At 58.3% G+C, this 19,218-nt stretch carries 20 protein-coding genes; 7 read left to right on the top strand and 13 right to left on the bottom strand.

Features of this window, described 5'->3' with window-relative positions:
* Nucleotides 1–99 precede the first annotated feature (99 nt).
* Nucleotides 100–2,508 carry an endopeptidase La gene (lon, locus tag ACR3EN_RS14170; protein WP_480822010.1) on the bottom strand — a complete coding sequence of 803 codons (2,409 nt, stop codon included), beginning with the start codon at nucleotides 2,506–2,508 and terminating at the stop codon, nucleotides 100–102.
* A gap of 360 nt (nucleotides 2,509–2,868) precedes the next feature.
* On the opposite strand from lon, the gene ACR3EN_RS14165 reads away from it, so the two are divergent.
* Nucleotides 2,869–3,393, top strand: a complete 525-nt coding sequence (locus ACR3EN_RS14165; protein WP_480822008.1) for a hypothetical protein — start codon at nucleotides 2,869–2,871, stop codon at nucleotides 3,391–3,393.
* Here the strand turns inward: ACR3EN_RS14165 and tgt are convergent.
* Together tgt and ACR3EN_RS14155 are read right to left on the bottom strand one after the other, a co-directional pair.
* Nucleotides 3,390–4,520, bottom strand: coding sequence for a tRNA guanosine(34) transglycosylase Tgt (tgt, locus tag ACR3EN_RS14160; RefSeq protein WP_480822006.1), 1,131 nt, complete (start codon nucleotides 4,518–4,520; stop codon nucleotides 3,390–3,392). The genes ACR3EN_RS14165 and tgt overlap by 4 nt on opposite strands.
* Nucleotides 4,521–4,583: 63 nt before the next feature.
* Nucleotides 4,584–5,495, bottom strand: coding sequence for a nucleoside hydrolase (locus tag ACR3EN_RS14155; RefSeq protein ID WP_480870748.1), 912 nt, complete (start codon nucleotides 5,493–5,495; stop codon nucleotides 4,584–4,586).
* A 175-nt stretch (nucleotides 5,496–5,670) separates the two neighbouring features.
* On the opposite strand from ACR3EN_RS14155, the gene ACR3EN_RS14150 reads away from it, so the two are divergent.
* The 3 genes from ACR3EN_RS14150 (at nucleotide 5,671) to ACR3EN_RS14140 (ending at nucleotide 7,297) form a co-directional block, all read left to right on the top strand.
* Nucleotides 5,671–6,561 carry an SPFH domain-containing protein gene (locus ACR3EN_RS14150; RefSeq protein ID WP_480822002.1) on the top strand — a complete coding sequence of 297 codons (891 nt, stop codon included), beginning with the start codon at nucleotides 5,671–5,673 and terminating at the stop codon, nucleotides 6,559–6,561.
* Nucleotides 6,561–6,839 (top strand): NfeD family protein, encoded by a 279-nt coding sequence (locus ACR3EN_RS14145; RefSeq protein WP_480822000.1) that lies wholly within the window; start codon nucleotides 6,561–6,563, stop codon nucleotides 6,837–6,839. The genes ACR3EN_RS14150 and ACR3EN_RS14145 overlap by 1 nt, the downstream gene beginning before the upstream one ends.
* Nucleotides 6,840–6,934: 95 nt before the next feature.
* Nucleotides 6,935–7,297 carry an SUF system Fe-S cluster assembly protein gene (locus tag ACR3EN_RS14140; RefSeq protein ID WP_170393211.1) on the top strand — a complete coding sequence of 121 codons (363 nt, stop codon included), beginning with the start codon at nucleotides 6,935–6,937 and terminating at the stop codon, nucleotides 7,295–7,297.
* A gap of 221 nt (nucleotides 7,298–7,518) precedes the next feature.
* Here the strand turns inward: ACR3EN_RS14140 and ACR3EN_RS14135 are convergent, their stop codons facing one another.
* A complete protein-coding gene (locus ACR3EN_RS14135; protein WP_480821998.1) occupies nucleotides 7,519–7,845 on the bottom strand; it encodes a hypothetical protein in 327 nt (108 codons plus the stop codon).
* Nucleotides 7,846–8,016: 171 nt separating this feature from the next.
* On the opposite strand from ACR3EN_RS14135, the gene ACR3EN_RS14130 reads away from it, so the two are divergent.
* Nucleotides 8,017–8,382 (top strand): HesB/IscA family protein, encoded by a 366-nt coding sequence (locus ACR3EN_RS14130; RefSeq protein WP_480821996.1) that lies wholly within the window; start codon nucleotides 8,017–8,019, stop codon nucleotides 8,380–8,382.
* Here ACR3EN_RS14130 and ACR3EN_RS14125 read toward each other — a convergent pair.
* Nucleotides 8,379–9,290 (bottom strand): isopenicillin N synthase family dioxygenase, encoded by a 912-nt coding sequence (locus ACR3EN_RS14125; RefSeq protein WP_480821994.1) that lies wholly within the window; start codon nucleotides 9,288–9,290, stop codon nucleotides 8,379–8,381. The two genes, ACR3EN_RS14130 and ACR3EN_RS14125, sit on opposite strands and share 4 nt — an antisense overlap.
* A 120-nt stretch (nucleotides 9,291–9,410) precedes the next feature.
* Between ACR3EN_RS14125 and tpiA the strand changes: the two genes are divergently transcribed.
* Nucleotides 9,411–10,160: a triose-phosphate isomerase gene (gene tpiA, locus ACR3EN_RS14120; protein ID WP_480822413.1), complete on the top strand. Its 750-nt coding sequence runs from the start codon at nucleotides 9,411–9,413 to the stop codon at nucleotides 10,158–10,160.
* A gap of 11 nt (nucleotides 10,161–10,171) precedes the next feature.
* Here tpiA and ACR3EN_RS14115 read toward each other — a convergent pair whose 3' ends face one another.
* The 7 genes from ACR3EN_RS14115 to ACR3EN_RS14085 all read right to left on the bottom strand — a co-directional run bounded on the left by ACR3EN_RS14115 (nucleotide 10,172) and on the right by ACR3EN_RS14085 (nucleotide 17,346).
* Complete coding sequence (locus tag ACR3EN_RS14115; protein WP_480821992.1) at nucleotides 10,172–10,321, bottom strand: hypothetical protein; 150 nt, start codon at nucleotides 10,319–10,321, stop codon at nucleotides 10,172–10,174.
* A gap of 60 nt (nucleotides 10,322–10,381) precedes the next feature.
* Nucleotides 10,382–10,693: a DMT family transporter gene (locus ACR3EN_RS14110; RefSeq protein ID WP_480821990.1), complete on the bottom strand. Its 312-nt coding sequence runs from the start codon at nucleotides 10,691–10,693 to the stop codon at nucleotides 10,382–10,384.
* A gap of 160 nt (nucleotides 10,694–10,853) precedes the next feature.
* A complete protein-coding gene (locus ACR3EN_RS14105; RefSeq protein ID WP_480821988.1) occupies nucleotides 10,854–12,230 on the bottom strand; it encodes a TRAP transporter large permease in 1,377 nt (458 codons plus the stop codon).
* On the bottom strand, nucleotides 12,230–12,907 hold the full coding sequence (locus ACR3EN_RS14100) for a TRAP transporter small permease (protein WP_480821986.1): 678 nt from the start codon (nucleotides 12,905–12,907) through the stop codon (nucleotides 12,230–12,232). The genes ACR3EN_RS14105 and ACR3EN_RS14100 overlap by 1 nt, the downstream gene beginning before the upstream one ends.
* Before the next feature lie 111 nt (nucleotides 12,908–13,018).
* The gene (locus ACR3EN_RS14095; RefSeq protein ID WP_480821984.1) at nucleotides 13,019–14,020 is read right to left on the bottom strand and encodes a DctP family TRAP transporter solute-binding subunit; all 1,002 of its coding nucleotides are present in this window, start codon (nucleotides 14,018–14,020) and stop codon (nucleotides 13,019–13,021) included.
* A 366-nt stretch (nucleotides 14,021–14,386) separates the two neighbouring features.
* A complete protein-coding gene (locus ACR3EN_RS14090; protein ID WP_480821982.1) occupies nucleotides 14,387–15,616 on the bottom strand; it encodes a sigma-54-dependent transcriptional regulator in 1,230 nt (409 codons plus the stop codon).
* On the bottom strand, nucleotides 15,613–17,346 hold the full coding sequence (locus ACR3EN_RS14085) for a sensor histidine kinase (protein ID WP_480821980.1): 1,734 nt from the start codon (nucleotides 17,344–17,346) through the stop codon (nucleotides 15,613–15,615). Before ACR3EN_RS14085 ends, ACR3EN_RS14090 begins: the two co-directional genes overlap by 4 nt.
* A 47-nt stretch (nucleotides 17,347–17,393) precedes the next feature.
* Here ACR3EN_RS14085 and ACR3EN_RS14080 point away from each other — a divergent pair, with 47 nt between their 5' ends.
* Complete coding sequence (locus ACR3EN_RS14080; protein ID WP_480821978.1) at nucleotides 17,394–18,575, top strand: cytochrome P450; 1,182 nt, start codon at nucleotides 17,394–17,396, stop codon at nucleotides 18,573–18,575.
* 151 nt (nucleotides 18,576–18,726) lie between these two features.
* Here the strand turns inward: ACR3EN_RS14080 and ACR3EN_RS14075 are convergent, their stop codons facing one another.
* Nucleotides 18,727–19,206: an Lrp/AsnC family transcriptional regulator gene (locus tag ACR3EN_RS14075; RefSeq protein ID WP_480821976.1), complete on the bottom strand. Its 480-nt coding sequence runs from the start codon at nucleotides 19,204–19,206 to the stop codon at nucleotides 18,727–18,729.
* Nucleotides 19,207–19,218 lie beyond the last annotated feature (12 nt).

Genomic DNA, 19,218 nt, shown 5'->3' with positions numbered 1-19,218 from the left:
TGAGCCCCAAATCGGCCAAAGCCTTTCCCAAAACACTGGGCATAGCCATCGTATCATCCAGCCAAATCAAAAAGGCGGGCAAAGCCCGCCTCTCTGAACTTAGTGCGCCGTCGCGGACAGGCCGCTACTGTCTGTAGATTGCGCCGCTGCAGCTGCGGCTTCCTCGGCAGCTTCGTCCCACTCAATCGGGTCAGGTTTGCGAAGCAATGAATGCTCCAGCACCTCTGAAACATGCTTGACCGGGATGATCTCAAGCCCTTCCTTCACATTGTCCGGGATATCAGCCAGATCCTTTTCATTCTCCTCGGGAATGAGAACGGTCTTGATACCACCGCGCAACGCGGCCAGCAGTTTTTCCTTCAATCCGCCGATCGGCATCGCGTTCCCGCGCAATGAGACCTCGCCGGTCATCGCAATATCCTTGCGCACCGGAATACCGGTCAGGACCGAGACAATTGACGTCACCATCGCCAGACCCGCCGACGGACCGTCTTTGGGCGTTGCGCCATCCGGCACGTGCACGTGGATATCGATCTTGTCGAACTGAGGCGGCTTCACCCCGATCTGGGGCGAGATCGACCGCACATAAGACGAGGCCGCGTCGATGGATTCCTTCATCACATCGCCCAGCTTACCCGTGGTCTTCATCCGGCCTTTGCCGGGCAGCTTCAGCGCTTCGATATGCAGAAGGTCTCCCCCAACCGACGTCCACGCCAGACCGGTCACGACACCAACCTGATCGTCCTGCTCGGCCAGACCATAGCGGAACTTGGGCACCCCAAGGAAATCATCAAGATTGTCGGGCGTCACGGTAACCGAGTCAGCCTCTTTCTTGATGATCTTGGTCAGCGACTTCCGCGCCACTTTGGCGATCTCACGTTCGAGGTTCCGCACCCCCGCCTCGCGGGTATAAGTGCGGATGATCGACTGCAGCGCCTCATCGGTCAGCTCAAACTCCTTGGCTTTTAGGCCATGGTTTTTGACCTGTTTGCTGATCAGGTGCTGCTTGGCGATCTCGGATTTTTCCTCTTCGGTGTAACCGGCCAGCGGGATGATCTCCATCCGGTCCAGCAGAGGCCCAGGCATATTGTAGCTGTTCGACGTGGTCAGGAACATCACGTTGGACAGGTCATATTCGACCTCAAGGTAGTGATCCATGAACGTGCTGTTCTGTTCAGGGTCGAGCACCTCAAGCATCGCCGAGGCCGGGTCACCACGGAAGTCCTGCCCCATCTTGTCGATTTCATCCAACAAGATCAGCGGATTCGTGGTTTTCGCCTTTTTCAGCGCCTGAATGATCTTACCGGGCATCGAGCCAATGTAAGTCCGGCGGTGACCCCGAATTTCGGACTCGTCGCGCACACCGCCCAGCGAGATGCGAATGAACTCGCGCCCCGTGGCTTTGGCAACCGATTTGCCAAGTGAGGTTTTACCCACGCCCGGAGGGCCGACAAGGCACAGGATCGGGCCTTTCAGCTTTTTCGAGCGTTGCTGAACAGCCAGATACTCAACGATCCGCTCTTTGACCTTCTCAAGCCCATAGTGATCGGCGTCCAGAATGTCCTGCGCGCGACCCAGGTCCTTTTTGACGCGGGACTTGGTGCCCCACGGCAGCGACAGGATCCAGTCCAGATAGTTGCGCACCACTGTGGCCTCAGCCGACATGGGCGACATATTCTTGAGCTTCTTCAGCTCACCTTCGGCCTTCTCGCGCGCTTCTTTCGACAGTTTGGTCTCAACGATCTTGGCTTCCAGTTCGGCAACTTCGTTACTGCCGTCCTCGCCGTCGCCCAGCTCCTTCTGAATGGCCTTCATCTGCTCATTCAGATAATACTCACGCTGCGTCTTCTCCATCTGGGTTTTGACGCGGGTCTTGATCTTCTTCTCGACCTGCAGAACCGACATTTCACCCTGCATCAGGCCATAGACCTTCTCAAGCCGCTCACTGACCGAGAGCGTCTCAAGCAGTTCCTGCTTTTGCTCAACCTCGATGCCCAGATGACCCGACACAAGGTCGGCCAGCTTCGCGGGCTCGGTGGTCTCACCGACTGCAGCCAGCGCTTCTTCGGGGATGTTCTTGCGCACTTTGGCATAGCGCTCGAACTCATCGGCGACGCTGCGCAGCAAGGCTTCGGTGGTGGTCACATCACCGGGGATTTCGGTCAGATATTCGGCCCGGGCCTCGAAAAACTGTTCGTTCTCAAGGAACTCGGTGATCTGCACCCGTGCCTGCCCTTCGACCAGCACCTTAACAGTGCCATCGGGCAGCTTCAGCAGCTGCAGCACATTGGCCAGCACGCCCGAGCGGTAGATCCCGTCAATATCCGGGTCATCATCGCTGGGATCCATCTGGCTGGACAACAGAATTTGCTTGTCATCCTGCATCACCTCTTCCAGCGCGCGGACCGATTTGTCTCGGCCCACGAACAGCGGCACGATCATATGCGGAAACACCACGATGTCGCGCAACGGCAGGACGGGGTATGAGGAATTCAGAGGCTCTTGCATGCTCTATCCTTATCATTGGCAAGACGACACCGGTCCCTGATCCAGGCAACCCTTGGCCGTCTCCTGTTTGGACGATAAAGGTGGGGCACCTGTTTCCCCATTTCAACCTCATCGCCTTACGTCGTGAAGTAGCATGACCCGAGGATTTGGCGACTGCAAGGCGTCCTTGGAACATATCCACCGAATTTGTCTTCTATGGCCGGCGCACGGCATAAAATCGAACAAAAAAACCTACTGCGCCACCGCGGTATCAGTTCGATGTAGTCAGACGGCCATGTTGACTTCACAACTTTATGGTGTGTAGCCTCGCCATTGCACACTCACTTCGCTGCAGCAGGTTTAAAATCCAAATATAGCTCAATGATATTCATCGAAAATCCTCATTTATTGTTGATATTTATCGCTTTGTACTTACCGCTTGCCGCGCTTTTGACCTTTGGCATCAGGTGGTCAATCGGGTGGCCGTCCGGACGTATAGGGATGTGTATCCTGTGTGCTTTTCTAACCGTACTTCTGGTCAAACTACCGATCTACACCAAAGAGGTGATATTGCTTGGCATTTGCGTCCTTCCGATCCGTTTCATTCGCATGAGATGGTTTCAAAACGACAAAGAAACCGAAACACCACCCATAGTCCCGGATTCTCAGGTAAAAAGCTTAGTGCTTGATGCTCTGGGCGCACTCTCCACCATCGTTCTGGTGCTCTTGATTCTGACCGCCTTTATAGAATGGGAAGCCTTTTTACTCTATTTCGGTCACTTGATACTGTATCTCTGGCCGATCGCTTTGCCGTTGTTGATCGCAAGCGTATTGCTTTCGATCAGGCTGATCCAACGAGTACTCAGCAAAGCGTTATCGCATAGAAGAGACGCAGAGCCCGGTTAAACCGGCTCGATATCGCCCTGCGCCCGTTGCGCGTGAAACTGCGCCTGCCACTCGGCGAAGGTGCCCGAGGTGATCGCGTCGCGCATTCCCTGCATGATCTCCTGAAAGTAATGCAGGTTGTGCCACGTCAGCAGCATCCCCGAGATCATCTCGTTCGAGCGAAACACATGATGCAGATAGGCGCGGGAGTAATTCGAGCATGCGGGGCAGCTGCAGTGTTCATCCAGCGGGCGTGGGTCGTCGGCATGTCGGGCGTTCTTGATATTGACCACGCCGTACCGCGTGAACACCTGTCCCGTCCGCCCCGACCGCGACGGCAGCACGCAATCCATCATGTCGACCCCACGCGCCACCGCGCCGACGATGTCATCGGGCTTGCCGACCCCCATCAGGTAACGCGGCTTGTCGGTGGGCAGATAGTCGGGTGCATAGTCGAGACAGTCGAACATGGCCTCCTGCCCCTCGCCCACGGCCAGACCGCCGATGGCGTAGCCCTCGAATCCGATGGCCTTCAGCGCCTCGGCGCTTTCCGCGCGCAGGTCCTGTTCCAGCCCACCCTGCATGATACCGAACAACGCGTGGCCCGGACGATCGCCAAACGCCTCACGCGAGCGCTCGGCCCATCGCATCGACAGCCGCATCGAACTGGCGATCCGATCGCGGTCGGCAGGCAGCGCCGGGCATTCGTCAAAGCACATCACGATGTCCGAACCCAGCAAACGCTGGATTTCCATCGACCGTTCCGGCGTTAGCTCGTGCTTGGACCCATCGACATGAGATTTGAAGGTCACGCCCTTCTCGGTCAGTTTCCGCAAACCGGCAAGGGACATGACTTGAAACCCACCTGAATCCGTCAGGATGGGGCGATCCCAGTTCATGAACTTGTGCAACCCGCCCAAACGGTCGATCCGCTCGGCCGTGGGGCGCAGCATCAGGTGATAGGTGTTACCCAGCAGGATATCGGCACCCGTAGCCCGCACACTTTCCGGCATCATCGCCTTGACTGTTGCAGCCGTACCGACAGGCATGAACGCTGGTGTTCGCACCTCGCCACGCGGGGTGTTGATCACACCTGTGCGGGCCTTGCCATCGGTGGCTTTCAGATCAAAAGAAAATCGTTGGGTCATGTCATCGCCTTGGGTCGCTGAACCGGGCAGGCTTTGCCCGATCTACATGGGCATTGCAACCCGTCAGGGCAGCGAGGCCACGCGTTCCGTAAACAGATGCACGACCCCTGCCCCATCCACATCCCGACACACACGCACCGGCGGCCGCGCGGGGTCAGGTCGCGTCGCGCCGATCTCGGGGCCGTCCAACGCCACTTGCAAACCGGTTTCTACCATCTCGAACATCGGCTCATGCGTGCAGGCAATCACTGCGGTTGAATCATGCAGGCCACAGCCCTCAAGCCCGCCGACCTCTTTGTAGAACTTCAGATAGAAGCGCGATATGTCACGCAGAAAGCCGCCCATATCAGGCGCGCGCAGGGCCAAAGCCTCAAAATCGGCGGTTTCGTAGAGCGTTTTCAGCGTCACATCCAAACCCACCAAAACCGTGGGTGGCGGCGCGGCAAAGACCTCATCCGCGGCTTTGGCATCGTGATAGATGTTCGCCTCGGCATGTTCGGTGATGTTTCCAGCGCAGAATACGGCCCCGCCCATGATCACCAGCTTACCAAGGTTGCCCGCAAACTCGGGATCAAGCCGCATCGCATCCGCGATGTTGGTCAGCGGGCCCACAGCACATACAACCAGCTCTTGGCGATGGGTCCGCGCCATTTCTACAAGGAACTCAGCCGCAGGCAGCGCGTGATTCTGGCCGACTTCGCGAATATCGGTGAGATCGCCAAAACCCTCTGGGCCGTGCACACGCTCGGACGGGGCATGCGTTGTCTCACCGCGCGCAAAGGGCGCGCCCTCGGCCACAGGGATGTTCAGCCCCAGCTTGTCTGCCAAAAACCGCGCGTTGCGGCTGGATTGGTGGACATGGGTGTTGCCGAATACGGTTGTCAGGCCGATCAGGTCAATCTCGGTGGCTGCGGCGGCATAGGCGATTGCCATTGCGTCGTCGATGCCAGGGTCCGTGTCTATGATCAGTTTCATCCCGGCCCGATATCGCAAACACGCACGGGATGCAAAGTGGACACAGCGCGAAAATTCCACGCCACATAAACGCCTTCAAAGATTTGCATTTTGAGCCCCACAATCCATACCAGAGTTGAAATCGGGCGACTCAATCCCCAAATGTATACTATAGTACACAAAAATAGAGGACAGTATGATCGAAGACCAGATTATCGGACTGCTTACATCCAATATCATCTATCTGCTGGCAGCGGCACTGGTTGCCATTGTCATCTTCAAGGGCATCAAGATCGTGCCTCAATCCGAGAAATACGTGGTTGAACGGTTCGGGCGTCTGCACTCGGTCCTCGGGCCCGGCATCAACTTTATTGTTCCTTTTCTGGATGTTGCGCGTCACAAGATATCTATTCTTGAACGTCAATTGCCCAACGCGACGCAGGACGCCATCACCAAGGACAACGTTCTGGTGCAGATCGATACATCTGTGTTTTACCGGATTCTGGAACCTGAAAAGACGGTCTATCGTATCCGTGACGTGGATGGCGCGATTGCGACCACAGTAGCCGGTATCGTCCGTGCCGAAATCGGCAAGATGGATCTGGACGAGGTGCAGTCGAACCGCGCGCAACTGATTGAACGTATTCAGGAAAGTGTTGAAACCGCCGTCGATGACTGGGGCATCGAAGTGACCCGCGCCGAGATTCTGGATGTGAACCTCGATCAGGCCACCCGTGATGCGATGCTGCAGCAGTTGAACGCCGAACGCGCGCGCCGTGCGCAGGTGACCGAGGCCGAGGGCCAGAAGCGTGCCGTCGAGCTGCAGGCCGACGCCGAGCTTTACGCCGCCGAACAGACCGCCAAAGCCCGCCGCATCGAGGCCGAGGCCGAGGCTTATGCGACTCAGGTCGTGGCCAAGGCCATTCAGGATAACGGGCTGGAGGCCGCACAATACCAGGTGGCGTTGAAACAGGTCGAGGCCCTGAATGCCTTGGGCAACGGCACCGGATCGCAAACCATCGTTGTGCCCGCCAACGCGCTTGAAGCCTTTGGCAATGCGTTTAACATGCTCAAAGGAGGCAAATGATGGCCGATCCTTTCTGGCTGACATGGTGGATCTGGCTGGCCGGAGCACTTGCTCTGGCCATCCTTGAAGTTGCCCTGCCGGGCTTCATATTTCTGGGCTTCGCCATCGGCGCGGCCATCACCGGCCTGCTGTTGCTGATCCCCGGCCTTGCCCCTTCGTTGCCGGTTTTGCTGTTGATCTTTGCCGTCCTGTCATTGGTCGCGTGGCTGGTCCTGCGCCGGATGTTCGCCCTGCCGCATGGTCAGGTCAAAACGTTCAACCACGATATAAACGATTGATCGGGCAAGAGGTCTGAAACAGGTGCAACGGCACCTCTGGACGCTGCCCGGCACTTTCCCTATATAATTTCTCAGGTAACAGACCCGAGGCTTCAATGACCCACCCCAGCGAACAGTTCGAAGGCAGCCCACTGATTGCGCCGTCGACCATCGATCACCCGCTTTACGAACCGGTGGTCGAAGCCTGCCGGACGGTGTTTGACCCCGAGATTCCGGTCAATATCTATGACCTCGGTCTGATCTACACGATCGATATCACTGGCGAAAACGCCGTCAAAGTGATCATGACCCTGACCGCGCCGGGTTGCCCCGTCGCTGGCGAGATGCCGGGCTGGATCGTCGAGGCCATAGAACCCGTGGCGGGCGTCAAAGAAGTCGACGTAGAACTGACATGGGAACCCCCTTGGGGCATGGAAATGATGTCGGACGAAGCCCGTCTTGAGCTTGGCTTCATGTAATCTGAACATCTGTTTTCTGATTTTTGCCGTTTGTCGCGAAACGGTCATGCGTTTGTTACCAATCCTTTGGCTTTCTGACATGAACGCCCGCCAAAGTTGCGGCGAAGGTAGGGCGATCCCCGCCGTGCCGACTTTCCGGGCCATGACTCGTTCGCCGTCCCCAAAGAACAAACCCGGATATCAGACCGCCCTTGCCCGAGGGCGGTCTTTTTTCCTGCACCTTACTGCAGCCCGCAAGTCGATTTGATCTGAGCCGCCCGCGCATCCAGTTCTTTCACATAGTCACCCGAGAGCATTTCGAGATGTTTCTGCTCGGTCCCGGTGATCAGGCCTAGCAACGCGCCCGCAGGCAGGATCGAGACGACCCCCTCAAGCTGTTGATCTTCGGCGTGCTTCTTCTCTACCGCAATCGCTCGAAGGTCTCCGGGCGCAGTGGCACAATTCACGGGATGTCGCTTTTCCTCGTCCCCGGCTATCGCCGCTTGCGTCCACGCGCACAAAACCGTGGCGATCAAAACACAGGTTCCAGCTTGGTTCTGCACTGCCATCGATCCGTACCTCTCTGCATATATCCCAGCCGTTTCAGGCTCTGCCGTCACGCTAATGCGTTGTGCCCCCATGTGACAACCCGGCGCTGGCGCAGGATTTGAACAACAGTCCCTTGAGCCCGACGCCTCTCGGCCTTAAATTGGAGGTAACGTGCGAAAACGGAGTCCATCATGTTTGGCATCCCCGGCAAACAAGCCGTGACACTGACAGATAAAGCCGCCCAACAGATTGTTCGGCTTATGCAATCCGGCGGCCATGCCGGTTTGCGCATTGGCGTCAAGAAAGGCGGCTGCGCAGGCATGGAATATACCATGGACTATGTCGACGAGGCTGACTCGAACGACGAAGTCGTCGAACAGGACGGCGCACGCGTGATGATCGCCCCGATGGCCCAGATGTTCCTGTTCGGAACCGAGATCGATTATGAGGTCTCGTTACTGGAATCCGGCTTCAAGTTCCGCAACCCCAACGTGGTCGATGCATGCGGCTGCGGAGAATCCATCAAATTTGACGAGACCCTTGCGGCGCAGCGCTAAGGCGCTGCCTGAAGATGCACATAGGTCTCGTTAAAGCGGCGCGTCAGGTGATCGCCTGCGCGGATCACCTGCCCTGAGCCCGGCGGCGCGACATTGGTGTCGTATGACGGGTTGAAGAACAAAGGCACCGAAATCCGCTCAGCCGCGCCGCCCTTCACCCGGTGCAACGTTGCCTTGACCTCGCCAGCCGTCCAGAATTCCAGCATTTCGCCGAAGTTGATGATGAACTGGCCCGGCTCGGCCTTGACCGCTTGCCAAGTGCCGTCGGGCATGCGTACTTCCAAACCCGGCTGACCATCTGTGGCCAACAAAGTCAGGCAGCCGTAATCCGTATGCGCGGCAATACCAAAGTCCTTTTTCCCTGCCCAATCAGGGCGTTGTGGGTAAAAGTTGCCACGCAGCAGCGCCATGGGCGTATCGAAGGCGTCATCAAAGCTGCGCTCATCCTGACCAAGCGCCACAGCAATCGCCCGCAGCACGCGCATCGCAACGGCGCAAGCGTCAGTATAATAGGCTTGGATAACCTCTTGGAAATCCTCAATATCAGGCCAAAGATTGGGTGCATATACGCCGAGCGCGCGCTCCGCATATGGATCGCCGGGCGGCAGCTCATATCCACAATCGAACACTTCTTTGTAGTCGGGATTGGCCTCGGGATCGACCTGTTCGGACTGCGATGCCCCCCAGCCGCGATTCGAACCGGTTGCCGCCATGTCCACGGCACATTTGATGGCAATGGGTTGTTGAAAGAAAGACCGATAGGCCGCGATGACGTCTGACACTCGTTGCGGCCCGAGGCCCGTGTTCGTGACGGTCAGAAAGCCGACCCGCCCGACAGCATCTTTCAGCTTTGCCAATTCCGCCGGATCGCGTTGATCCAGTGTAGCGAGATCAAGGTTCTCTATCATGTCACCCTCTGTCTTTTCCCGCGCAATCTGTCCGTAGCGCGCGCAGACTGCAACCGCAATTGTAAGCCTTGCCCGAGGGTGATATCCGAAATGCAGAACGGATCACGCGGAGGGCTGGCGATGCGGCGCAAACTGGCGGCAGGCAACTGGAAAATGAATGGGACGAGCGACGCGCTGACCGAGCTTAAAAAACTTGCTGCCCTGCACCCCTCGGCACCAATTGATATCCTGATCTGTCCCCCCGCAACCCTACTGCACCGCGCCCATGATGTGGTTGGCGCCTCTGGTATCGCTGTCGGTGGTCAGGACTGCCACGCAGCGGTTTCAGGCGCACATACAGGCGATCTGAGCGCCGATATGCTGGTCGACGCCGGCGCCTCGGCTGTAATCCTGGGGCATTCCGAGCGCCGCGAGGACCACGGCGAACACAATGAAGACATTCGCGCCAAGGCACGCGCGGCAATGGACGCAGGCCTGAAAGCGATCATCTGCGTTGGCGAAAGCCTCGAACAGCGCGAAGCCGCCAATACGCTGGATATCATTGGCGGGCAGATGTCAGGCTCGATCCCTGATCAATCCACAGGCGAGAACCTGGTCGTTGCATACGAACCGATCTGGGCCATAGGCACCGGCAAGGTTCCCACATTGGAAGAGATCGGCGAGGTGCATGATTTCATCCGCGCACGGCTCGAACGTCGTTTTGGTGAAGGCGTGGGTCGTTCGGTGCGCCTGCTTTATGGCGGGTCGGTAAAACCCGGCAACGCAGCAGAGATATTTGCAGTGTCGAATGTGGATGGCGCTTTGGTTGGCGGTGCAAGTCTGAAGGCAAGCGATTTCTCGGGCATCATTCAGGCGCTCGAGAACGCCTGACGCAGGCGAGACTATTCAGCGATGTCTTCGGCCCAGAGATCGGGCTTTTCAGCGACAAAGCGCTTCATCAGGGCGATACCAGTCTGCGTCATCAGCGATGATGACCTCAACGCCTCGGCATAGGCGATACACAACAGGCGGGTATCAGCGTCGGTCAACATGGGCGGCTATCCTTTGAATGGCCCTGACACGCTGCCCGACGCGAGTGTATCCGTCAACGCTCAGGCAAGTTTCATGACGACAAGGCCACTGACAATCAGCACAGCCGCAAAGACGCGCATCGGGGTCAGAGCTTCGCCCAGAAACAAGATGCCGACCGTGAACGCGCCGACGGCACCGATGCCGGTCCAAATGGTGTAGGCGGTGCCCAAAGGCAGATCCCGCATCGCCATGGCCAGCAACCCGAAAGAGCCTATCATGGAAACACCCATGATCGCAGTCGGCCACAGCCGGGTGAAACCAGCGGTTTGTTTCATGGCTACGGCCCACACGATTTCCAGCAGGCCAGCGAACAACAACAATATCCAGGGCATAAGACAACCTCACGCTTGTTTCAGGTCGTCCTGAAAGATCATCCATGATGGCTGAGGTCGTCCTCTGGGGCTGAGATAAGAGCTATACAGCGCAATACAAGGCAGCAAAGAAAAACCGGGCAGATTGCTCTGCCCGGTCTCACTGCTCGATTTGAGTGGTCTAATTGGTTATGATTTCCGGCCCCATGAAGGTGTTGGGCAGGAAGGTCGATATCCACGGGATGTAAGTAACCATGATCAGGAAGACGAACAGAACCGCCAGGAACGGCAGTGCCGCCTTCACAACGCTCATCATAGGCATGCCCGCGACGCCCGAGGTCACGAACAGGTTCAACCCGACCGGAGGCGTGATCATCCCGATCTCCATGTTGACGACCATGATGATACCCAGATGGATCGGGTCGATACCCAGCTCGATGGCAATCGGGAACACCAAGGGCGCCACGATCACCAGCAGGCCCGAGGGCTCCATGAACTGACCACCGATCAGCAGGATCACGTTCACCACGATCAGGAAGGTCACCGGACCCAGACCCGCCGATAGCATGGCGCTGGCGATGTGCTGTGGTACCTGCTCGTCCGTCAGCACGTGCTTTAGGATCAGCGCGTTTGCGATCACGAACAACAGAGTAACGGTTAGCTTGCCCGCCTCGAATAGCGTGTGCTTGGTATCGGGATGGAAGAAGGCCGTGACCAACGCATGGGGCTTTTTGAGCAGCGGCAGGTTCGGTGACCCTTCCGCGGTGCTAAGCGGCCCCATGTCCTTGTAGACAAAGCTCGCGATGAAGAAGGCATAGACAGCAGCAACCGCAGCGGCCTCGGTCGGGGTAAAGATGCCCCCGTAAATACCGCCAAGGATGATCACGATCAGGAACAGCCCCCAACCGGCTTCGCGGGCAGAGACAAAGATCTCACCCCAGCCTTTCCAATCACCCTTGGGCAGGTTCTTGACCTTGGCCATGACGTAGATGGTGATCATCAGCATCAGACCGGCCATCAGGCCCGGAATAACACCCGCAAGGAACATCCGTCCGACCGACACCTCAACAGCGGCGGCGTAGACGACCATCACGATGGATGGCGGGATCAGGATACCCAGTGTACCCGCGTTACAGATCACGCCGGCGGCGAATTCCTTGGAATAGCCCACCTGACGCATGCCTGCGATGACGATGGAACCGATGGCAACCACCGTGGCCGGGGACGAGCCCGACAGAGCAGCAAACAGCATACAGGCAAACACGCCCGCAATCGCCAGACCACCGGGCAGATGCCCCACGCAGGCGATCGAGAAGCGGATGATCCGACGTGCCACCCCGCCGGTCGTCATGAAGGACGATGCCAGGATGAAGAACGGGATCGCCAACAGGGTGAAGTGCCCCTCGAACGCCTCAAACAGCGTGCCCGCAACTGAGGCCAGAGAGCTGTCGGAATAAATCAGCAGGAACAGGGTCGAGCTGAGACCAAGCGCCACCGCAATCGGCACACCGATCAGCAGCAGGCCGATGACCATCGAGAATAGAAGTACAACGTCCATCAGTTATGCTCTCCTTGCTGAGCGCGGACTTCTTCGATCTCGTCCTCGACTTCGTGGCTGGCGACAAGGCGGTCTGTTTCGCCGCGCCAGATTTGTACTGCAGCTTGCGTGAACCGGATCACCAGCAGCAGCATCGACACCGGCAGAACCAGATAGGGAATGACTTTCGGGATTTTCTCATACGCCTCGCCATAGTTGATCAGGTCCTCGAGAAAACGCAGGGGTGCGACCATGGGGATGTCGTCGACCTCATAGAAGCTCTGACTGCGCGCGCCGGAATCGAACCCGGTTGGGAACCAGCGACCAGAGGTCGGCGGCAGGTCGGCAAAGACCGCCCAATAGTCATACGACCCCTTGAGCAGCAGCAACGAAAACACCAGACAACAGGCCACAGCAATTAGTGCCAGAATCCGGCGCGGTGCCGGAGCCAGCATGTTCAGGATCGCGTCCACACCCAGATGCGCGTGTTTTTTGACCGCATATGATGCCCCCAGCAGCACCAGCCAGCCAAAGGTGAACACGGTCAACTCAAGCGCCCACAAGATATTGGAGTTAAAAACAAAACGCGCAATGACGTTGGCGAACGTTACGACTGTCATCACGCCCAAGAGCAGCGCGATCATCGTCTCTTCGATATGGTCGATCAGCCCGCCTTGGCCGGGTTTCGCACCAGACATCTCTCTGTCCCCACATTTTTGGTGATGATTTGTTGGGGGCGGGCCCTAGACGGCCCGCCCGGCCCGCGCATCGACAACTCCCCAGTCCCTGATGCGCGGCCTGATCCGGGATCAGAACCCGGCGTTGATCGCCTGCGCGGCGTCAATCTTGTCCTGGCCTACGTCGTCCGCGAACTTGTCCCAAACGGGCTTCATCGCGTCGACCCAAGCCTGACGCTGTTCAGGATCCAGTTGACGGATGATGCCGCCCGCCTCAGTGATCGACGCTTTGGCGGCTTCGTTCACAGCAAAGGCTTCTTTGTTCCGGGTGTCGGTCACTTCGGCCAGAATCGTCAGGAACTGTTCCCGCACCTCCGGGTCGAGGCTGTCCAGCCAGTCAACCGACGTCACAACCAGATAATCGATGATGCCGTGGTTGGTTTCGGTGATGCCGTCCTGCACTTCGAAGAACTTCTTGCCGTAGATGTTCGACCAGGTATTCTCCTGTCCGTCCACAACGCCCTGCTGCAGTGCGCCGTAAACTTCCGAGAAGGCCATCTTCTGCGGGCTGCCGCCAATGGCTTCCATCTGGGCCACCAGCACGTCCGAGGACTGCACGCGGAATTTCAGGCCATCCGCATCGGTCGGCTCAACCAGTGGCTGGTTGGCTGACATCTGTTTCATACCGTTGTGCCAGAAAGCCAGCCCTTGCAGACCGCGGCGCTGCATGCTGTCCTTCATCGCCTGACCTTCAGCCGAGGCCTGGAACGCATCCACAGCGTCGATGTTCTTGAACATGAACGGCAGGTCGAACAGGCGGAACTGCTTGGTGAACTTTTCGAACTTCGACAGCGAAGGCGCGGCCAGTTGGACGTCGCCTTGCAGCATCGCCTCAAGCACTTTGTCATCGTTATAGAGGGTCGAGTTCGGGAACACCTCCATGCACATGACGCCATTCATCTCGTCATTGACGCGCTGTTCCAGCAGCGAAGCGGCGATGCCCTTGGGGTGTTTGTCAGTGTTTGTCACATGCGCGAACTTGACGACGATTTCGCCATCATCACAAGCGGCCATGCCTGCCGTTGCGGTCACACTCAGCGCAAGCGCCGTTGCGGCTGTTGCCAGGAATTTCATCAGTTTTGTCCTCCCAGACTTCCTTGAAACTTCCGTTCGACGCCCAAACGGCGCCCTGTGCAGCGAAGTGAACCGAATCGCCCCTGCGCGCTCAAGAAATTGTTGCGTCGCGCAGCGCAGCGATAAATATGTATATATTTCAGAGACCTGAGCACTGCCCGAAACCGTGCCATGGCGTCCTGCACCGAAAGATGTGCGGAATCTCGCACAACGATCACGTGCCCTGTGCGAAATTCCGCACACTCTTCGAATCACTGAATACGAATCGTTTCTTCCAACCTGGCGTTCCGATGACGTGCTTCGTCGGGCTGCGCGCCCCAAGGGGGTTTGATCGTTTGATCCTGCTGGCCGAACGGCAGAGGGCGGTTACCGTCGATAATCCTCGGGCCGAATGTTGTAGCGTGCCAGCCGATCATAAAAGGTCTTGCGCGGCAGCTTCAGCGCCTTCGCCGCCTCGGCCGCCTTGCCATTGTGTCGCCCCAAAGCCGCAATCAACAAGGAACGCTCAACCCGCGCCAACTGCTCACTTAGCCCCAGATCCGCGGCTTGGGCGACCTCCTCTGGCATGCCCAGGACAAAACGCATCGCCGCCGACATAAGAGAGCGCGCATTACCCGGCCAATCCTGCGCCATCAGCGAGGCAAGGTGCTCAGGCGTCACCTCTGGCTCGGCGATCCCGGCCTGCTCGGCCGCCTGTGCCACATAGTGTCTGAAGATCACCGGAATATCCTCGGGCCGTTCAGAAAGCGACGGAATGCGCACCCGCATCACATCGAGGCGATAGAATAGATCCGCATTGAACCGCCCCTGCGCCGCCAGATCGGACAAATCCGCAGTTGTACCGGCGATAATGCGTGCATCCGCCCCCTGCTCGATCAACTCGAGCGTTGCGTATTGCGTTGCATCCGACAACGCCGAAACCTCGTCCAGAAACAGTGATCCGCCCGAAGCATCCTCGTATCCCTTTCGCAATTCTTCGGATGTCAGGCCAGCGGCTGGTCGCTTTACAAACGGTCCCTGCCCGACCGGCGACATCAGATGCACCACCTCTGCCACTTTCGAAATCCCGCTGCCCGCAGGTCCGGTCACCAAAACCTCGGCCCGGGTCCGTGCCACAACGCGTACACGTTCGCGCAGGGCTTCGGCCTGATCCGACAGCCCAAACAACATCCGGGCCGCAGGGTCACCGCGTTCAAGCTCGCTTCTTTGCTGGCGCAACGCCACAGTTTCAGCACGTACGCCGATTGCTCGTTCAAGAACCGACAACAGATCAGCGGCGGCACACGGTTTTTCTAGAAAGTCGAAGGCGCCCTGCCCCATCGCCTGCACCGCCATCGGAATATCGCCCTCGCCGGTCAGCAAAACCACTGGCAGCTCAGGGTCTACTTCGCGCGCATAGCTCAGCAGGTGAAATCCGTCGCGGCCCGGCATCCGAATATCTGAAACGATCACACCTTCAAAATCGCGCCGGATATGATCCTTCGCGGCCACAAAAGACCCTACGGAGACCGGCTCATACTCGGCCAGTTCCAGCGTCTGGGCCAGGGCCTCGCGCACAGCCGAGTCGTCATCCACCAAAAGAACCTTACGGATCATGCGACCTTGTCCTTGTCATATGGTTCAAGCTCAACGGTAAACTCGGCACCGTCCCGCGTATTCGTACCCCGGATATCGCCCCCAAAGCTCTGCACCAAGCCATAAGAGATCGACAAGCCCAGCCCCATTCCTTCCGAGCTTCCTACGGTTTTGGTCGTATAGAAAGGCTCGAACACCCGGTCAGGATCGGCGATACCCGGTCCGGTGTCGCGCACCGACACACGAATGCGCGTCCCCTTGGAGAGGCGGATCGATATCCGGCGGACGGCCTGATCCGCCATCGCATCCGCCGCGTTGTTGATCAGGTTCACAAACACCTGCCCCAACCGCACCTCGCCCCCCCAGGCGTAAACCGCAGCATCGGGTGGCGACCAGTCCAAAGCTATATCCTCGTCCCGCAGCCGGGGCTCGGTCAATTCCACTGCCGCGTTCAGCACCTGCACCAGATCAACACAGTCCATCGGCTCGCTTTCATTGCGCGCGAATGCCCGCAGGTTCTTGATGATCCGCGCCATGCGCGCCGCCATTTCCGAGATCCGGCCCAGATTCTCGCCCGCTTTCTCGCCTTTCCCACGCTCCAGAAAAGCCGAGCCATTGTCCGCAAATTGGCGGATCGCCATAAGGGGCTGGTTCAGCTCATGGCTGATCCCGGCGGACATCTTCCCAAGTGCGCTCAGTTTGCCTGCCTGCACCAGATCCGCCTGCGCCTGTTTCAGCGCTGCTTCGGCCTCCTGCCGCTCGGTCACCTCGCGCCTGAGTGCCGAGTTCGCCAGCGTCAGATCACGCGTACGTTGCGCCACCCGGCTTTCCAGCACGGCATTCGCTTCGGACAAGGTACGGCGACGCTCCGACGCCAAGAACAATAGCGCACCAAACGCAAAGCAGATCGCAGCCACCGCTGCTGTCTGCAGCCCGGCCAGACGCCGCGCAGGCGCAACATCCACCAGAACCTCAGCTGTCATGTCGATCACCGGCAAAGCCAGCGTCAGATGCAGCGCCCGGCGTGGGAAGTATCGCCCCCACCCCAACCGCCACAACTCATGCCCTCCGACCCGCGTTGACGCAAAATCAAGCGACGCTCCGTCCGGTGGCGTCAATCCCTGCTGCCCGTTCAAACGCTGCCAGAACAACAGGTCCGAACGGTTCGAAATAAAAACAACCCCGTTTGCATCGATAAAGAACACAGCTTCGGTGCTGCCCCGCCAGGTTTGCTCGACGTCTTGCACATCGGCGACGACCATAAGCGCGCCAACCACTTGCCCCGCGCTGCCGAACGCCGGAGCGACATAGGTATAGATCCGGTCGCCGCTGTCTTGCAGCACCCCATGTGCGCTGCCTAACGCACCTTGCATCGCGCGTTCAAAGGCCGGATGGCTTGTCATATCCCGCTGCGAAACAGATTGCGCTGACACCAGAACCTGACCGTCGGTGTCCAGATAGACAACGTTGATTGCCGCCGTCTTGTCGGCCACGTCCAGCAGTATCGACTGGGCCGCCTGTTTTTGCGCGTCAGTCTCAAGGGTGCGCAATACCGGATGCTCGGCCATCAAGACAGCGACCTCCTGATAGACCTGCATCTGCGTGCTCAGACGGTCCGCCGCCAGTTCCAGATCGGCCTCGGCCTGCTGACTGAGTTGCGTTAACGCCTGACGATAGCCATACGTCCAGATCGCCGCCGACAGCGCGGCGACAGCACACAGGAAACCAACGATAAGCCAAATCCGTTGCATCTCTTAGGGTCTTGCATTCACAGCGACCCATGGCAAGTCTGCGCATCATGAAGACACTGTCACAATCCCCGACCGAGCCCGGCTTCGTCCAAAACCCCTATCCCTTCTACGATACCGCGCGAGAATACGGCGATCTTTTCTTCTGGGAGGACTACGAGATGGTTGCAGCTGTCTCGCACCGGGCGGTGCAGGCGCTGCTGAAAGATCGGCGCTTCGGGCGCGAGATGCCACCCGAACTGGTCCAACCCGACCCCGAGCACCTCGCGCCATGGCGCGCGGTCGAAGCTCATTCGATGCTCGAGCTCGAGCCGCCACGCCATACCCGTCTGCGCGCACTGGTGCTGCGGGCGTTTACATCTCGCGCCATCGCAGCCCTTACGCCCGCGATCGAAACCTTGTGCCACGATTTGATCGACAAATTCCCTTCCGACCAATTCGATCTGCTGCCAGCCTATTGCACACAAGTGCCGGTGCAGACGATTTGCCGGCTGCTGGGCACCCCCGAACACATGGCACCGCAACTCCTGGAGTGGTCGCACGCCATGGTCGCGATGTATCAGGCTGGCCGCACCTATCAGACCGAGCATGCCGCAGCGCGCGCAGCGGCTGAGTTCACGGATTTCATCGAAGGGTATATCACAACGCGCCGCCACGACCCGCGCGACGATCTGATCACCCGGTTGATAGCAGCCGAGGCGCAAGGCGAAAAGCTCTCGCACCAGGAACTCGTCGCGACCTGCATCCTGCTGCTCAATGCGGGTCATGAAGCGACTGTTCATGCCATCGGCAACGGCATCAAAACAATCCTGTCGACCCACGCGCAGGACACACCGAAACCAAATGACATGACGGACACGGCAGTCGAAGAACTCCTGCGCTTCGACCCGCCACTGCATATGTTCACACGATACGCCTACGAAACTGTGGAAGCTTTCGGACATCGGTTTGCACGCGGCGACAAGGTTGCACTGCTTCTGGGTGCTGCCAACCGTGATCCGATGATCTGGAATGCACCTGACGTCTTTGATCCGACCAGGCCGGTAAAAGCAAATAGCAGCTTCGGCGGAGGACTCCATTTCTGTGTCGGCGCCCCGCTAGCGCGCCTCGAAATCGGAACTGCACTGCGAATCCTGCTCAACAGATGTCCGCAATTGAGCCTTGCAGAAGCGCCTTCCTATTCAAACAGCTATCACTTCCATTGCCTGAGCGCGCTGCAAGTGCGCATCTAGAGCCTCAAAATCGCGCTGGTCGCGCGATGCCTCCGGCGGGGATATTTAGAGCCAGATGAAGACTGGATCCCCTGCTTCATCTGGCCAAAAATATCCCGGGGGAGGCGCGGCTTGCCGCGCCGGGGGCAGCGCCCCCATCCTTTGCCAAAGCTCAGGCCGCGCCAGAGGAACCCAAAGGCAGCATTGTTGTCGACTTAATCTCCTCCATCGACAGCAACGCGGTTACGTTATGGACGCGGACCTCCGATATCAAAGCCTGATAAAACGCATCGTAGGCACGGGCATTTTTAACGCGGACCTTCAGAATATAGTCGATGTCACCTGCCAGCCTGTGCGCTTCTTGCACCTCAGGGCGATCCCGCAGGGCTTGCAGGAACTTCTTCTGCCAATCGGCCTCATGTTCGGACGTCCTGATCAGCACAAAGAAGGTCGCCTCGAATCCCAGAGCCTCGGCGTCCAGCAAGACGGTCTGCTGGCCGATCACACCAGCCCCTTTCAGTTTGCGAATGCGATTCCAAACCGGCGTTTTCGAACTGCCGACCCGGGCCGCAATTTCGTCCAATGATTGACTGGCATCCCGTTGCAACTCGGCCAGAATTTTCCTATCCGTGTCATCTATTCGCACCGACATTCCAATTTTTCC

The sequence above is a fragment of the Ruegeria sp. G7 genome, from assembly GCF_056535465.1.
This window is presented reverse-complemented; position numbering and strand designations above follow the sequence as displayed.

Coding starts and splice junctions, on each gene's coding strand:
- ACR3EN_RS14095 (WP_480821984.1), bottom strand. CDS start 14,020: ATGAAATTCCTGGCAACAGCCGCAACGGCGCTTGCGCTGAGTGTGACC.
- ACR3EN_RS14090 (WP_480821982.1), bottom strand. CDS start 15,616: ATGATCCGTAAGGTTCTTTTGGTGGATGACGACTCGGCTGTGCGCGAG.
- ACR3EN_RS14140 (WP_170393211.1), top strand. CDS start 6,935: ATGACCCACCCCAGCGAACAGTTCGAAGGCAGCCCACTGATTGCGCCG.
- ACR3EN_RS14085 (WP_480821980.1), bottom strand. CDS start 17,346: ATGCAACGGATTTGGCTTATCGTTGGTTTCCTGTGTGCTGTCGCCGCG.
- tpiA (WP_480822413.1), top strand. CDS start 9,411: ATGCGGCGCAAACTGGCGGCAGGCAACTGGAAAATGAATGGGACGAGC.
- ACR3EN_RS14110 (WP_480821990.1), bottom strand. CDS start 10,693: ATGCCCTGGATATTGTTGTTGTTCGCTGGCCTGCTGGAAATCGTGTGG.
- ACR3EN_RS14115 (WP_480821992.1), bottom strand. CDS start 10,321: ATGTTGACCGACGCTGATACCCGCCTGTTGTGTATCGCCTATGCCGAG.
- ACR3EN_RS14100 (WP_480821986.1), bottom strand. CDS start 12,907: ATGTCTGGTGCGAAACCCGGCCAAGGCGGGCTGATCGACCATATCGAA.
- ACR3EN_RS14130 (WP_480821996.1), top strand. CDS start 8,017: ATGTTTGGCATCCCCGGCAAACAAGCCGTGACACTGACAGATAAAGCC.
- ACR3EN_RS14125 (WP_480821994.1), bottom strand. CDS start 9,290: ATGATAGAGAACCTTGATCTCGCTACACTGGATCAACGCGATCCGGCG.
- tgt (WP_480822006.1), bottom strand. CDS start 4,520: ATGACCCAACGATTTTCTTTTGATCTGAAAGCCACCGATGGCAAGGCC.
- ACR3EN_RS14155 (WP_480870748.1), bottom strand. CDS start 5,495: ATGAAACTGATCATAGACACGGACCCTGGCATCGACGACGCAATGGCA.
- ACR3EN_RS14165 (WP_480822008.1), top strand. CDS start 2,869: ATGATATTCATCGAAAATCCTCATTTATTGTTGATATTTATCGCTTTG.
- ACR3EN_RS14075 (WP_480821976.1), bottom strand. CDS start 19,206: ATGTCGGTGCGAATAGATGACACGGATAGGAAAATTCTGGCCGAGTTG.
- lon (WP_480822010.1), bottom strand. CDS start 2,508: ATGCAAGAGCCTCTGAATTCCTCATACCCCGTCCTGCCGTTGCGCGAC.
- ACR3EN_RS14080 (WP_480821978.1), top strand. CDS start 17,394: ATGAAGACACTGTCACAATCCCCGACCGAGCCCGGCTTCGTCCAAAAC.
- ACR3EN_RS14105 (WP_480821988.1), bottom strand. CDS start 12,230: ATGGACGTTGTACTTCTATTCTCGATGGTCATCGGCCTGCTGCTGATC.
- ACR3EN_RS14145 (WP_480822000.1), top strand. CDS start 6,561: ATGGCCGATCCTTTCTGGCTGACATGGTGGATCTGGCTGGCCGGAGCA.
- ACR3EN_RS14135 (WP_480821998.1), bottom strand. CDS start 7,845: ATGGCAGTGCAGAACCAAGCTGGAACCTGTGTTTTGATCGCCACGGTT.
- ACR3EN_RS14150 (WP_480822002.1), top strand. CDS start 5,671: ATGATCGAAGACCAGATTATCGGACTGCTTACATCCAATATCATCTAT.